Source organism: Winogradskyella pelagia (assembly GCF_017581965.1).
Taxonomy (GTDB): domain Bacteria; phylum Bacteroidota; class Bacteroidia; order Flavobacteriales; family Flavobacteriaceae; genus Winogradskyella; species Winogradskyella pelagia.
In genome coordinates this window covers 20,383-36,366 of the sequence record NZ_JAGEVF010000008.1, presented here as the reverse complement: position 1 = coordinate 36,366, position 15,984 = coordinate 20,383, and the positions used below count along the sequence as shown (strand labels likewise).

The 15,984-nt window shown below is 37.5% G+C and carries 8 protein-coding genes; all 8 read left to right on the top strand.

Annotated elements, in window-relative coordinates; translation table 11 throughout:
- Positions 1–216: 216 nt before the first annotated feature.
- The 8 genes from J4050_RS10490 to J4050_RS10455 are packed head-to-tail and all read left to right on the top strand — an operon-like array spanning position 217 to position 15,984.
- A complete protein-coding gene (locus J4050_RS10490; RefSeq protein ID WP_208154544.1) occupies positions 217–1,356 on the top strand; it encodes an FIST signal transduction protein in 1,140 nt (379 codons plus the stop codon).
- Positions 1,357–1,374: 18 nt separating this feature from the next.
- Positions 1,375–1,683: an EthD family reductase gene (locus J4050_RS10485; RefSeq protein WP_208154543.1), complete on the top strand. Its 309-nt coding sequence runs from the start codon at positions 1,375–1,377 to the stop codon at positions 1,681–1,683.
- 10 nt (positions 1,684–1,693) lie between these two features.
- Positions 1,694–2,833 carry an FIST signal transduction protein gene (locus J4050_RS10480; protein ID WP_208154542.1) on the top strand — a complete coding sequence of 380 codons (1,140 nt, stop codon included), beginning with the start codon at positions 1,694–1,696 and terminating at the stop codon, positions 2,831–2,833.
- A 2-nt stretch (positions 2,834–2,835) separates the two neighbouring features.
- On the top strand, positions 2,836–3,996 hold the full coding sequence (locus J4050_RS10475; protein WP_208154541.1) for an FIST signal transduction protein: 1,161 nt from the start codon (positions 2,836–2,838) through the stop codon (positions 3,994–3,996).
- The gene (locus J4050_RS10470) at positions 3,993–5,045 is read left to right on the top strand and encodes a sensor histidine kinase (RefSeq protein ID WP_208154540.1); all 1,053 of its coding nucleotides are present in this window, start codon (positions 3,993–3,995) and stop codon (positions 5,043–5,045) included. The genes J4050_RS10475 and J4050_RS10470 overlap by 4 nt, the downstream gene beginning before the upstream one ends.
- Positions 5,046–5,048: 3 nt before the next feature.
- Complete coding sequence (locus J4050_RS10465) at positions 5,049–12,635, top strand: ATP-binding protein (RefSeq protein WP_208154539.1); 7,587 nt, start codon at positions 5,049–5,051, stop codon at positions 12,633–12,635.
- Positions 12,636–12,643: 8 nt separating this feature from the next.
- Positions 12,644–13,948, top strand: a complete 1,305-nt coding sequence (locus J4050_RS10460) for an ATP-binding protein (protein ID WP_208154538.1) — start codon at positions 12,644–12,646, stop codon at positions 13,946–13,948.
- An 11-nt stretch (positions 13,949–13,959) separates the two neighbouring features.
- A complete protein-coding gene (locus tag J4050_RS10455; RefSeq protein ID WP_208154537.1) occupies positions 13,960–15,984 on the top strand; it encodes a tetratricopeptide repeat protein in 2,025 nt (674 codons plus the stop codon).

The following is a 15,984-nucleotide window of genomic DNA, read 5'->3' as shown; positions in this document are numbered from 1 at the left end:
AATAAAGTAGTATTAAACTAGAAACTAGTTTTCAAAGGAACAAAAATGCCGCGTTTAGCGGCATTTTTGTTTAATCTAACTTTAGCTATGATGATTTCTATTGCAGCCAAAAAAGGAGTTTGTCGAAAAGAAAAATTTAATACTATAATCGTAAGAATTTCATTATTTTTATAGGATATCCCATTCATCCTAACCTTAACCTCTCAATATTACTTTATGATTGCTAAAACTCTAAGCACGTTTTCCTTAAAAGAGACTACATTTAAATTAACCGATGCTCTCAAAGATGGATTCAAACCCACTTTAGCCTTTGTTTTTTTATCAATTGAGCAAGACAGAAAGGCTGTAAGCGCGCTTTTATCAAAAAATAATATTCAAATTTTTGGAGTCACCACCAATGGGGAGTTTATTGATGAAACTATTGAAAAGGGTTCTATTAGTATACTACTTACAGATATTCATCCTGATTATTTTGAGATTCATTTTGAGGCCTTCACCGATAAAAATTATAAGGAAGTAGCTGTTGGTGTAGCACGCAAAGCGAAGTCTAAATTTCAAAATCCAGCATTTCTAACAGGTTTAAGTCACCCTGCCACCGATGGAGAAGAAATCCTAAGGGGTATTGAAGGCATAGTTGGCAAAGACGTCAATGCCTTTGGTTGTGCGGCTGGAGACGATTTTTCCTTTACGGACACCTATGTATTTACAAATACTATAGAAAGTAAAGAAGCAATGTTGGCGCTTATACTAGACGAGAATAAAATTGAGATTCAAGGCGTTGCCAGTTGCGGATGGAAGGCCGTTGGCACTGAAAAAACGGTAACCAAAAGTGAAGGAAATCATGTGTATACAATTAATAATGAATGTGCAGTAGACATAACCGCTCGATACGGTGGCATCCAAAATGTGACCCCTGATAATAAGGATTTACTTCTAGAAATCGCGGCAAACTTTCCATTGCAATTACAAAGAGAAAAAGGCGATCCCGTAATGCGACCGCCATTGATTGTGGATTGGAGCGACCGATCCTATTACACAAGTGGCACTGTACCGGAAGGCTCCAAAGTAAAATTTTCCATTCCACCTGATTTTGATGTTATGGAAAAAGTTATCAAAGACCTTGAGAATTTGAAGTCTACAAAAATGCCTGAAGCTGATGCCTTGATAGTCTTTAGTTGCGCTGGACGATTAATGGCTTTAGGTCCATTAATGACTGAAGAAGTTGAAGGTGTTAAAAAGGTTTACAATGTCCCAATGGTGGGTATGTTTAGTAACGCAGAATTGGCCAGAGCTACAGGAGGAAATCTCGAAATGCATAATCTTACAACCTGTATGGTTGCACTCAAAGAAAAGTAACAATTAATCAATCTAAATATGTTTAAAATTTCAGTTCTTTACAACAATCCAGAAAATCCAAGTGCCTTTGATGCTTATTACAAAGACAAGCATATGCCACTTGTTAATCAAATTGAGGGGTTATTAAAATATGAAATTACGAGAATTTTGAGCGGACCAGGTGGCGCTCCGTCTGATTACTATTTAATGGCAGAGCTCTATTTTAGAGATGAGGCTCAAATGCAAGAATCCATGGGTTCTCCTGAAGGGCAGGCCACAACGGACGATTTAGCAAATTTCGCCTTTGCAGGTGTGCAAATCTTGATTGGTCATACCCTAGATTTGTAAATAAATCCATATGAAAGCAATTACCATCAAGGGACCAGATTATAATTCTGTTGTGAATAAAACAGAAAAGATGCTAAAGAAGGGCCATACTCCAAATTTAGCTATTGTGTTTCTGTCTATTGACCATGATGATCAAGAACTAGCTGTTTATCTAAATTCAAAGGGCATTCAGGTTTTTGGTGCGACGACATCAGGTGAATTTATTGATGGTGTAATTGAAGAATACAGCATTACTTTAATGTTACTTGATGTAAATCCTGAGTATTTTAGACTAGTATTTCTAGAGACAGGTGATAAAAGTAGTTTCGATATTTCTAATAAATTAGGACAAATTGGCAAAGCAACCTTTTCAAATGCTGCCTTTATTATCGCTTCGGGATGGTTGTCCCAGGATGGGGAAGCCATAATAGAAGGCATCACTGAAGGCTATGGTAAAGAGGTAACGATTTTTGGTGGCATGGCTGGTGATGACCTTGCATTAAAAGGGCCAAAAGTGTTTACTTTTAATAAAAGTAGTGACAAGGGTATTGTTGCTCTTATAATCGATAAGTCTAAAATTGAAGTTAATGGTATAGCTACCTGTGGATGGAAGCCCATCGGTACCACAAAAACCATCACAAAAAGTGAGGGTAATATTGTTTATACCATAGATGATAAACCTGCTTTGGATATGATTATGAAATATCTAGGAATTGAAATGGATGTGGAGAGTGGAAAGGAAATTGTGAGTCAATTATCCTCCTACTATCCCTTACAAATGGAAAGACCTGGTGTGTCACCAGTAATGCGGACCGCAATGTTTGCCAATAAAGAAGATAGGTCTCTCATCTGTGCTGGTAATGTTACCCAAGGTGCAAAAGTACGTTTTTCACTACCACCAGATTTTGATGCGATTGAAGCGGTTGTTGACGAATGTGAACAACTCAAATCCTCAGCTCAAATGGATGCAGATGCAATCATTATGTTTTCTTGTATCAGCAGACGCTTATCTTTTGGTGTTATGATGCCTGAGGAATTAGAGCAAGTGCAGCAGGTTTGGAATGCCCCAATGATTGGATTTTTCAGTTATGGTGAATATGGTAAATCCAAAACTGGGAAGCACGAGTTTCACAATAACACCTGTTGTGTTGTGACGTTAAAAGAAAAATAATAATGAAAGCAAAATCTATTCAAGGCAAATCAACAGAAGCTGCCAAAATAGCCATAGAGAACAGTATGTCAGATGGCTTCTCTCCAACAATTGCAATCCTCTTTATTTCTGTTAAACAAGACAGAAAGGCCATCTATCAATGGCTAGATTCCAAAAATATCGATGTTTTTGGTGCAACCTCTTGCGGCGAATTTATAAATGGTCACCAATCGGAGGGTGAAATTGCAATACTGCTTTTAGAATTATCCAAGGAGAACTACACGATTCTATTTGAAGATTTTGAAGATGGAAATCTGGATAAAGCTGCTTTAAATTTGGCAAACAATGCTTTAAAACAATTCAGCAACCCCTCACTCATACTTTGTAGTCCTGGTATCAACCAAAAGGGAGATCATTTTGAGGGAGAAAAACTCGTAGAAAGTTTAGAAAGAAATCTTGGGCCTGATAAAATCTTCTTTGGCGGAAAGGCAGGAGACGATTGGCAGCTAAAGGAAACTTTTGTTTTTACCAATAAAAAAGAAGCTAAATATGGCATAGTCGCCTTAGTCCTAAACGGAGATAAAATCGCATTAAAGGGTATGGCCGTTACAGGTTGGAAACCTCTTGGGATTACTAGAACCGTTACCAAGAGTAAAGGCCAACTCCTTTATGAAATCGATGGTAAATCTGCGGTGGAATTGTATTTGAAGTATCTGGGAAAAGAAGATAAAATGGCTGAAAAAGATTTTAAAGTATTTGAAGACGTGTCAATTGAGTATCCCTTTATCGTAGAACGAGACAACAACGAAACCATACTAAAAACACCAATGAGAATTGATGCTACCGAGAAGGCACTTGTGATTGACATCCCAATGCCAGAAGGTTCAAAATTTTGGTTTACAAGCCCACCAGAATTTGATATTGTTGAAGAAGTCATTGAAAAAGCTACCCAATTAAAACAAGATACTAAAGAAGGTGCAGATGCCCTATTGATTTTTTCTTGCGCTGGCAGGAATCCCATTCTTGGTCCTATGATTAATGATGAGAACAATGGCCTTGCTGAGGTATGGCAAACCCCTATGGCTGGGTTTTTTACCTATGGTGAATATGGAAGGGTTTTAAATGGAAGGCAAAATTTTCATTCAGGCGCCTGCTGTTGGGTAACGCTAAAAGAAAAAGAATGAACAAGGACCTGCAAATCATAAAAGATGTAATTGAAGCCTCTAAACACATCTCGTCAGAGGATGAAGACCGAATTATTAGAGCACTCAAAAAAGCGAGTTCAGCCCTAGAAATATTAGAGTTCAAATTAGAACGCACTAACAAAGTAAAGCGAACCACGGCTATACTTCTAGAAGAAACCATTGAAGAACTAGAACAGAAACGAGCAGCCATTGAAAAAACAAATGAAGCCCTTAACACATCCTTGCAAGACTTAAAAATGGCACAAACACAATTAATCCAAGCTGAGAAAATGGCCAGTTTGGGTGAACTTACCGCTGGTATTGCCCATGAAATCCAAAACCCTCTCAATTTTGTCAATAATTTTAGTGAGGTAAGCAAGGAGCTCCTAGAGGAAATGTTGGAAGAATTAAAAAATGGTGACACCGAAGAAGTAGAAGCCATTGCCAGCGACGTCATTGCAAATCTCGAAAAAATCTTGCATCATGGCCAACGTGCTGATGGCATTGTAAAAGGAATGTTGCAGCATAGTCGAAAGGATTCTGGTGAAAAGGAGGATACGGACATCAACACGCTTGTTGATGAATACCTGCGTTTGGCCTATCATGGCTTAAGAGCTAAGGACAAATCTTTTAATGCTAAATTAATCACCAATTTAGACGACTCTATTGAATCACTTCAAGTCGTACCTCAAGACCTTGGAAGAGTACTATTAAACTTAATCACCAATGCGTTTCATGCCTGCACTGAAAAACAAAAGGCCTTGTCGGAATTAGATGCGGAGAAGTTCCATCCAACTGTTGAGGTGTCTACCAAAAAAGAAAAAGACGGTATAAAAATAGGCGTTAAGGATAATGGTAATGGTGTTCCCCAGAATATCAAGGATAAAATTTTTCAACCCTTTTTTACAACAAAACCGACAGGTCAAGGTACTGGACTTGGATTAAGTCTTAGTTATGATATAGTTAAAGCCATAGGTGGAAACTTGACTTTAGAAACTAAAAATAAAGAGGGCAGTATTTTTACCATTCAGATTCCTTTAAATCAGTAATCCATGCAATTAACCAAAACCAAAGAAAAAGAAATTTTAAAGGTCTATAACACATGGATGCAGGCGTATTTAAATGATGATGTCATAACCTATAATTCATATTTTGACGACGATTATCATTTTATTGGTTCAACTGATAATGAAGAATTTTTAGACAGAAAAGAGACTACCAAGTTTTTTGAATTAACAGGGGAGCAATTTGCAGGAATGATGGACTTACGAAATGAAACCAAAACGCTTGAACAATTTGACGAGCATATTTTCATAACACACTTCTGTGACGTCTGGTTTTTAAATAAAGAACAATGGACTTATTATGGACGATTCCGACTGTCCTCCATTATGCATCGTGCGAAACAAGGCTGGCGCTTTCTCTATCAACACTTTTCTATGCCTGACTCTAAGTCTGAAGAAGGTCAAACCATTGGATTTGATAAAATTAACGCAGAAAATCAAGAGCTCAGGGAGGCTATTCAGCGAAGGACAACTGAGCTAGAGCAAAAGAATAGGGAATTAGAAATAGCAAGTGCATTGAATCATATCAGAGCAGAAGCAACATCTATGAAAAAATCTAGCGATTTGTTAGATATCGTTGTCACTATGCGTAACGAATTCATTAAACTAGGGCACGAAGCCCAGTACTTCTGGCACATGATGTGGGGTACGGAAACCTATGAAAAGGCCATGACGTCCGGTGATGGGAGTCGAATTGGTTTTGTAATGACACTGCCCAGACATATACATGGTGATATCCCATTGTTAGCAAAATGGGAGAAAAGTAATGAACCTACCGTTGTACATGCTATGAATGTCGAAGAAGCTATCGATTACGTTGATAAGATGGTAAACCTCGGGGATTTTAAAAGCATTGATCCTCAGGCACCAAGTCAAGACGATATTCGACATATTGGAGGCTTAACGTTCATCATGGCGCGCACCACCCATGGAGAAATAGGTTATAGTTTACCAGGAATAGTAAAAAATCCACCTAAGGAAGCCCTTAAATTATTAGTACAATTTGCGGGTGCCTTTGATTTAGCCCACCGTCGTTTTCTTGATTTAAAAAAATCAGAACAGCAATCACGCGAAGTTGAAATAGAATTGGCACTGGAGAAAGTACGAAGCCGCACCATGGCCATGCAAAAAAGTGAAGAATTGTCAGAGGCCTCTTTTCTTTTGGATGCTCAGGTAAGAGAACTTGGCATTAAAACCTGGGGCTGTGCCTTTAATATCTATGGGGAAGAGGAATCAAAAGAATGGTTTGGTAACGAGAAAGGGGAACTCACTACATATAACGTACCCAGAACAGGAATTTTTAAAGAATACTATGACAAAGGTCAAGACGGCGAAACTCTACTAATAAGGGAATTCTCAGGAGAAGACTGTGTCGCTCATTATGAATTTATGAGCACGCTCCCTGGTATTGGACAGGTACTAAAACAACTAAAGAAAACCAATAAAGGGTTTCCTACCTTCCAAATTGATCATGTCGTGTATTTTAGATATGGATACCTTCTGTTTATTACAAGAGAATCGGTACCGGAAGCTCACGATATCTTCAAAAGATTTGCGAAGGTATTTGAGCAAACATATACACGCTTTCTCGATCTACAAAAAGCAGAAGCGCAAGCTAGAGAAGCCCAGATTGAAGCCGCTTTAGAACGTGTTAGAGCAAAGTCCATGGCAATGCAGTCAAGTGATGAACTTGAGACCATTATTCAAGTGGTGCATGACCAGTTTGTTGATTTAGGGATTACTCTAGATCATGCCGGATTTATAATGGACTATAAAACCAACGACGATATGATAATCTGGCTAGCGGATGAGCATAAAGTAACGCCTCAAATTCGATTGTCCTATTTTGATTCGCCACATTGGAACAGTTACATTGAGGCAAAAGAAAAGGGACATCAGTTATTTGTGAATCATCTTGACTTTAAAGTAAAAAATAAATTTTATAAAGAGATATTCAAATACATTCCTCAACTCCCTAAGGAAGCAAAGACCTTCTATCTTCAAATCCCGAGCCTTACAATTGCTACAGCGCTAGTTGATACTATTGGTTTATATATTGAAAACTTCTCGGGAGTGCAATACAATGAGGAGGACCAAAAGATTCTTTTACGTTTTGCAGAAGCTTTTCAGCAAACCTACACACGATTTTTAGATCTTCAAAAAGCAGAAGCACAAGCAAGAGAGTCTCAGATTGAAGCGGCGCTAGAAAAAGTACGTTCGCGTTCTCTTGCTGTTCATAAAAGTGAGGAATTTAAAGAGGTGGTCAGTATTGTATTCGAAAAATTAAAAGAACTGCAAATACCTGCCACAGCTGTGGGCATTGGTGTTAAAATAAAAGGGTCGAAAAATCTCAATTCTTACGTGTGCGGTGAAAATGAAGCCGGCTTGGTCATTACTAATTACCGTTTACCTTACTTTAACAATGAGATTTCTAAAGATTTATGCAACGTCTTTGATAAAGAATCAAACCTTTTTAAAGGGCATTACTCTAAAAAGGTAAAAGATTCTTTTTATAAATATATACTAGAAGAAACACCTGAGTTTAAGAGTTTACCAGACGATATCCTGAGTATGATCTTTAATAGCCAGTCATACACCATAACTATGGTTGCCTCAGACCAAGTAGTTTTCAACATCAATGATTTTGAAGGCAATGACCTAGCAGAACATGAAATAGATATTCTTAAACGGTTTTCGAGGGTGTTTAATCAGGCATACATAAGGTTTTTAGATCTCCTAAAAGCAGAGGCACAAGCTAGAGAGTCTCAAATCAACTTAGCAGTAGAGCGCGTGCGCGCGCAGGCTTTAGCCATGCATAAGTCTGAAGAGATTATGAAGGTTGTAGCGAAATTGAAAGATGAAGTCATGTCCTTAGACATACCCAATGTAGTGGCTGCTACCATTTTCCTTAATGAAGGAGATGATAAAGTAAGAATGTGGGATCTCTCTACACTAGACATAAACGATACTAATGATTACGAAGTACCGTTTGATATCACTTTTAAACTCAAAAAAAAAGATCCAGATTTATATGTAAAGCGCGTTTGGGAAAATAAAGATGATTTTTTTGTAGAAGTACAAAAGGGGAAAGATTTTAAAAGAATTATTGCATGGCTTCGTGAGAATGATCAAATTAAGGTGGCTGATGAAGTTGAAGAATATACAATAAGCACAGAGCTAAAGGAATTATATCATGCCGTAAAGAAACTTAATAATGGAAAGTTAGTTATCGATTTAATGGATCCACCTTCAGAAGAAATGCAAACCATACTCACTAAAATGGGAGCGGCTTTTGATTTGGCTTATAAACGTTTTGAGGATTTACAGAGAGCAGAAGCGCAAACAAGAGAGGCACAGATTGAGGCCGCATTGGAGAAAATACGATCTCGGTCCTTAGCAATGCACAAACCTGAGGAACTTCAGGAGGTCGTTGCTGTAGTTGCCAAGAAACTGAAAGACTTAGGTGTTATATTCGATGCAGGTGGTGTGATTCTTTGCACGTATTTTCCAGATAATAAAGATGTAATGCATTGGATTTCCGCTGATGACTTTTCATATTCAGGAAATTATCTCGTGCCCTATTTTGAAAACCCAATATTTGACAATGCCTGGGATTCAAAAATGCGAGGAGACGCTTATTTTTCAGAGGAATTTTCTGTTGAAGTGAAGAACGATTTTTTTACACATTGCTTTGAGCATAGTGACTATAAGAACTTTCCGGATGAATTTAAGCAACATGCGCTTCAAGCAAAACAACATCATCTTTCAGCGGCTTGGTCTAAAAATTCGGCTATAATAATTCCTTCACTCACAGGCGTGATACCTTCAGATAGTGATGCAGATATACTAAAGCGCTTTGCCAAAGTTTTTGAACAGGCGTATATCCGTTTTATGGACCTTCAAAAAGCAGAGGCTCAAGCCCGCGAAGCCCAAGTTGAAATGTCACTTGAGAAGGTGCGTTCAAGAACAATGGCAATGCAGGCCAGTTCAGAATTACCTCAAGCGGCTAACACTTTATTTTTAGAAGTTCAGGCACTTGGTATACCAGCTTGGAGTGCAGGCTATTGTATTTGGGAAGATGACAGCAAAACAAGTGCTTCGTGTAATATGAGTAGTGAAGGAGTTATTCAAAAGGAGTTTTCACTGCCAACCATTGGTGAAGGGTATGATTTCTTTACGCCGCAAAAAAATGGTGAGTCTTTTTATGTTAAGGAACTCGGTGGTAAAAAGCTTGTTAAGCACTACGAGTTTATGACAAACCTTCCAATAGTTGGGGAGATTTTTAAGGATTTTGAAGCAAAAGGTATCGCGCTTCCAACGTTTCAAATATTCCATATCTGCTATTTTAAACATGGCTATGTGATGTTTATCACTTATGAATCAGTGCCAAATGCTCATGATATATTTAAACGATTTACAGGAGTATTTGAACAGACCTATACTCGATTTTTAGATTTAGAACGCGCAGAAGCACAGACTAGAGAAGCTCAAATAGAAATGGCTCTTGAGAAAGTAAGATCCCGAACTATGGCCATGCAAAAAGGTGAAGAGCTTCAAGAAGTTGTAGTTCTACTCTATAAAGAACTCATTAAACTTGGTGTAACCAACTTTGTTACTTGTGGTTATGTAGAAATAAATGAGGCAACTCAAAGACAATCAACTTGGGTTACCAATCCTGGTGGCGATTCCTTAGGCTTATTCCATCTTCCACTAACTGGTGATGCCACCTTTGATGCACGTTATAAAGCCTGGAAAGAACAACAGGAAGTCTTCCATCAAACTGTAGCGGGTAAAGTAAGACAAAAGCATCTCGAATATGCCATTACTACATTTAACTCCAAAGAGGCAGAAGAGATGGTGATGCAGCAATTTCCGGACCCTACAGTGTTTTATTGTTTTAATTTTCCGCAAGGCTACCTCCACATTGTTTCAGGATCGCGATTGGATAAAGCCGAGGAAATCCTCATGGCGAGATTTACAAGAGTATTCGAACAAACCTACACACGCTTTTTAGATTTAGAACGTGCGGAAGCACAAGCTAGAGAGGCACAAATAGAAATGGCTCTGGAAAAAGTCCGTTCCAGAACAATGGCAATGCAGCATAGTGATGAATTACAAGACGCAGCCCAAGTACTTTTTAATGAAATAACAGGTCTTGGAATTCCTTCTTGGAGTTGTGGCTACAATGTATTAAGTGATGATAAAAAGTCTTGTGTAAGTTGGATGAGCAGTGAAGGGCAGTATCAAAAACCCTTTACACTTATTTTTGAAAAGGAAGCGTCATTTATTGAAATGTATGAGTTCTTTAAAAGTGATGAAACTTTATTAGTTCAGGAGCTCAGTGGAAAAGCTATTGAGGATCATTATGATTATATGAAAACCTTACCGACATTGATTCCTATTTTCAAGGATTTTGATGCCTTAGAAATACCAATACCGGAGTATCAGATCAACCATTTATGCAAGTTTAGCAAAGGGTATCTTTTGTTTATTACGTACAAAAAAGTTCCCGATGCACATAATGTCTTTAAAAGATTCACTAAAGTTTTTGAACAAACCTATACGCGTTTTCTCGATTTAAAACAGGCAGAAGCAAGAGCGCGAGAGTCCCAAATACAGTCCGCATTAGAACGTGTACGCTCACAGTCCATGGGCATGCAAAGCACAGCAGATTTTGGGGAGGTCACTACAGAGATGTTTACTCAATTACGAAACTTTGGAGAGGACTTATTTGCAACTGGGATTGTGTTTTGCGATAAGCGCAAGGGCCATGTAGAACAATGGCATAGCATACCTGGCGGTGGTATGTTAAGTCCTATGATCGTTCCTATTGATTTAGATTATATTCACCAATACCGCTACGACCAATGGAAAACTGGTAAAGAATTATTCTCCATTGAGATACCAAGTGATTTTATTGAACAGCATTTTGAAGATATCTTTAAGTTGCCTTCTGCCCAGATAACACTCAAAGACTTAGAAGAACGCAATGCGCCTATGCCGGCACCGCCACCTTGGGAAATTGATTACGGTGCTTCCTTTAAAAATGGCTATTTATTGATTTCCTCACTCAAACCTCTGGAGAATACAGATATTCTTCCACGTTTTGCTAAAGTTTTTGAGCAGGCCTACACGCGCTTTTTAGATTTACAGACTGCTGAGAAAAACGCATATAAAAGTAGGGTAGAAACAGCGCTAGAGCGTGTTAGAGCACGTGCGCTAGCTATGCAAGAGCCAGATGAATTAAGAGACGTGGCTAGTGTGCTAAGAACAGAAATGGGACTATTAGGTATCGAGGAATTAGAGACCTGTAGCATCTATATTTTAGATGACGATGTGAGTAATGCAGAATGCTGGTATGCCCTTAAAGATGCCAAGTCCAAATCAAAGAAATTGATAAGTGATCATATTTCCATGGATTTTAGTAAAACATGGGTGGGCAAACAGATGCTCAATTTTCACGATTCAGATAATGAAACCACCTCTATCGCCATGAAAGGAGCTCAGCGCAAAGAATGGATTCACTATTGTGCTGAACAATCCAAAGCGCTACAAACCTATTACGGTGATGACATACCAGAGCGTACCTACCATTTGCATAAGTTTTCTAATGGTGCCATTGGTGCTGCTTCTGCTGTTGATATTTCAGAGGAAAGTTGGGTGCTGCTTAAGCGATGTGCCTCGGTATTCTCTTTGGCCTATTCACGATTTAAAGATTTAACGCAGGCTAAAATTGATTTAAAACGTCTTAAAACCGAGAAAAAACGTGCTGAAGAGGCTTTATCCGAACTGCAAACTACCCAAAAACAACTCATACAGTCCGAAAAAATGGCTTCGCTTGGTGAACTTACAGCAGGTATAGCTCACGAAATTCAGAACCCCTTGAATTTTGTCAATAACTTTTCGGAAGTAAGTAAAGAACTCCTAGAGGAAATGCAGGAGGAAATAGACAATGGCGATGTAGAGGAAGCGAAAGCGATCATGGAAGATATTATACAAAATCTTGAAAAAATAAATCATCATGGTAAACGGGCAGATGGTATAGTAAAAGGCATGTTACAGCACAGTCGCGCTAATGGAGATAAGAAAGAACCAACAGATATCAATGCCTTAGCCGATGAATACCTAAGATTGGCCTACCATGGTTTAAGGGCAAAAGACCAATCTTTTAACGCAGAATTGGTAACCGACTTTGATGAGTCTATTGAAACTGTAGACATCATACCGCAAGATATAGGGCGTGTTATCCTTAATTTGTTGACCAATGCATTTTATGTGGTTAATGAGAAAAAGAAAACGGGTATTGAAGATTATAAACCTACCGTGTCAATTAGCACAAAAAAGAAATCTAAAGTCATAGAAATTAGAGTTACAGATAACGGTAACGGTATGCCAGAATCTTTAAAGGAAAAAATATTTCAGCCATTTTTTACCACAAAACCTACCGGTGAAGGAACGGGATTAGGCTTATCTTTAAGCTATGATATAATTACTAAGGGTCATGGTGGTGATTTAAAAGTAGTTTCTAAAGAAGGTGAAGGCACTACATTTACTATTGAAATACCGCACAAATAATGGCGCAAATGGACAAAGACAAAATAAAAGAATTGGAAAAAGTAGATGCCAGATGGGCGGCCTTATGTCTTGGAGATTTGCCAATTAGTCGTTCAAAAGACTTTGTCCTTCCAGATGTCATGGGCTATGGAACAACGATAAATGAATACATTTCTAATTTTGACGAGTTTAAACAACTTCTTCAATTAGGAATTGACACGCGTGAAGCTCTCAAAGACATTAGTTACAGCATTACCCCTATTTTTAAAAAGAATCTCGGTGATGCCAATACGGTTCTTACGGTAAATGAAATCACTCTTACCTACACTCTAGATGGAAACAAAAAAGTCTTAGACCTGAGACTCTCTACTATTTATGTTTTTAAAGAATCAAAATGGAAGGTTTTGCACTGGCATGGGTCTTTAGGAATGGACGAAGAAGATGGTACTTGGCATCAGGAGGAATGGAAGCGTGAAAACGAAAAACTACAACAGAAAGTTAACGAACAAACCGAGGAATTAAAAAAGTCATTTGAAGAGCTAAAAGCCACCCAAAACCAATTAATCCATGCCGAGAAAATGGCAAGTTTGGGAGAACTCACCGCAGGTATTGCTCACGAAATACAAAACCCGCTCAACTTTGTCAATAATTTCTCAGAAGTGAGCAACGAACTCATTGATGAAATGGCAGAAGAGTTAAACAATGGTGATATTGAGGAAGCCAAAGCCATTGCTGAAGATGTAAAGCAAAACTTAGAAAAAATAAATCATCATGGTAAGCGTGCGGACTCTATTGTAAAAGGAATGCTACAGCATAGTAGAAATAGTACTGATGATAAAGAAGAAACAGACATCAATAAGCTAGCAGATGAATACCTGAGGTTAGCATACCATGGACACCGTGCAAAAGACAAAAGTTTTAATGCTACCTTAGAAACTAATTTTGATAAGTCTATTGATTTAATCCAAGTGATTCCTCAAGACATTGGTCGTGTCATATTAAATTTAGTAACCAACGCCTTTTATGCCGTAGATGAAAAACAGAAAGCTTTATATGAAAAAGGAAATAGCAATTATAAACCAACGGTTACGGTAACCACCAAAAAGGAAGAAAAATTAGTTTCAATAGCTGTTAAGGATAATGGAGGTGGAATACCAAAATCTGTGAGAAAAAAAATATTTGAACCTTTTTACACCACAAAACCAACAGGCAAAGGAACTGGATTAGGGCTTTCAATGAGCTATGATATAGTTACTAAAGGTCATGATGGTGAATTAAAAGTAGAGTCAGAAACAGGTGGAGAGACTATATTTATAATAGAATTGCCCTTGTAAATCAAAAAACAATGACGATAAATAAGATAATTTCATACCTAGCATTTTTCCTTATCAGTCTTTCTTTTGGACTAATCTCTGCTCAATCGGATCGCGCTAAGGACTTACTTGAACAATTAGAAAATACTGCTCAAGATAGTGCCAGAATATACTTAAATAAGCAGTTGGGCTATTATTATCAGCACAGCAATCAAGAAAAAGCTCTTTATTATTTCAACGATGGTGTGGAAATAGCCAAAAGTTCAAAAGATAGTTTGCAATTGGCAAACTTATATTATAGTATAGGGTACACTTATGGCTTAAAACAAGAATTACCCAATGCGATAGAGAACTATCTTAAGGCGGTTCGTATTTACGAAAATTTAGGAGATAACTGGCGTTTGGTCAACACCTACATGGGAATAGGTAATCTTTATATGTCTGATGAAGATATAGATAAACAAGCAGAGTATTTAGGCTACGCTGAAGAACTTGTATTAAAAGGAGAAGACAGTATACAGCTGTGTAATTTTTACAACTATAAAGGAGTAATTTATGATCAAAGAAAGATTTATGATTCAGCTATAGTTTTTCTCAGTAAAAGCCTAAAGATCGGACGGATAATTAATGATCCTAATTCAATCGGTTCCGCTTTATCAAATTTAGGACTGACCTATAAACATGCAGGCCAAGCTGATAAGGCTCTTAGTTATTATAATGAGGCACTAAAAATTTATGAAAATTTAGATGACAATTTTTTCCTAAGTATTCTCTACAATAATATAGGTTCAGCACATTCGCAAAAAAATAACTTCAAATCTAGTGAAAAGACATTCTTGAAAAGTTTGGATTTGGCTTCGCAAGTAGGGGCACAGCAAGTTTTACTACAGAATTACAAGGATTTAGCAAGTATGTATAAGAAGCAAAAACTGTTCAGTAATCAAGCTAAATATCTTGAGAGATACTATACGTTAAAAGATAGCTTATTCACAGTAGAAAAAGACAATCAGTTTTCTCAATTAGAAAGTGATTATGTCATAGAAAAAAAGGACTTAGAGCTTCAAGCCCAACAACTAGATCTTGAGAAAAAACAAATTCAGAATACTATTTACATTGTTCTTTTTTGTGCTAGTATTCTTATTCTAGGGACGCTACTCTTTTACTTCATAAAGTCTCGTAAAAAAAATGAGTTATTACAGTCGCAGAACCAACTTATTATTGAGCAGAAGAATGCCATAGAAACCACCTTGTCAGACCTAAAATCTGCACAATCACAACTTATTCAGTCTGAGAAAATGGCAAGTTTGGGTGAGCTCACTGCTGGTATTGCTCATGAAATTCAAAACCCACTCAACTTTGTCAATAACTTCTCTGAGGTCAGTAATGAACTTATTGATGAAATGGCAGAAGAGTTAAACAATGGTGATATTGAGGAAGCCAAAGCCATTGCTGATGATGTAAAGCAAAACTTAGAAAAAATTAATCATCATGGTAAGCGTGCGGACTCTATTGTAAAGGGAATGTTACAACATAGTCGAAACAGTGCTGGCGAAAAAGAAGAAACAGACATTAATAAACTCACCGATGAATACTTAAGACTTGCATACCACGGACATCGTGCAAAAGACAAAAGTTTTAATGCCACATTAGAAACTAACTTTGATACTAACCTTGAAAAAATAAATATTGTTCCTCAAGACATAGGACGGGTGATTTTAAATCTTATCACTAATGCGTTTTATGCTGTGGACGAAAAGCAAAAGTTGTTAAAAGCGCAAGGTGATTCAAACTACAATCCTACAGTTTCTGTTAATACAAAAAAAGATACGAACCAAGCTATGATTATTGTAAAAGACAATGGCAACGGCATACCAGAATCTGTAAAAAGGAAAATATTTGAACCCTTCTTTACAACAAAACCTACAGGTAGAGGTACTGGTCTTGGCCTCTCCATGAGCTATGATATAATCAAGGCCCATGGAGGTACCATAAACATAAACACTAAAGAGAACGAATACACGGAATTTGAAATTCAACTTCCTCTAAAAACCAACTAA

What these genes read in the sequence shown, in the direction of transcription:
- J4050_RS10490 (WP_208154544.1), top strand. Translation starts at nt 217, where the DNA reads ATGATTGCTAAAACTCTAAGCACGTTTTCCTTAAAAGAGACTACATTT.
- J4050_RS10460 (WP_208154538.1), top strand. Translation starts at nt 12,644, where the DNA reads ATGGACAAAGACAAAATAAAAGAATTGGAAAAAGTAGATGCCAGATGG.
- J4050_RS10455 (WP_208154537.1), top strand. Translation starts at nt 13,960, where the DNA reads ATGACGATAAATAAGATAATTTCATACCTAGCATTTTTCCTTATCAGT.
- J4050_RS10485 (WP_208154543.1), top strand. Translation starts at nt 1,375, where the DNA reads ATGTTTAAAATTTCAGTTCTTTACAACAATCCAGAAAATCCAAGTGCC.
- J4050_RS10475 (WP_208154541.1), top strand. Translation starts at nt 2,836, where the DNA reads ATGAAAGCAAAATCTATTCAAGGCAAATCAACAGAAGCTGCCAAAATA.
- J4050_RS10465 (WP_208154539.1), top strand. Translation starts at nt 5,049, where the DNA reads ATGCAATTAACCAAAACCAAAGAAAAAGAAATTTTAAAGGTCTATAAC.
- J4050_RS10480 (WP_208154542.1), top strand. Translation starts at nt 1,694, where the DNA reads ATGAAAGCAATTACCATCAAGGGACCAGATTATAATTCTGTTGTGAAT.
- J4050_RS10470 (WP_208154540.1), top strand. Translation starts at nt 3,993, where the DNA reads ATGAACAAGGACCTGCAAATCATAAAAGATGTAATTGAAGCCTCTAAA.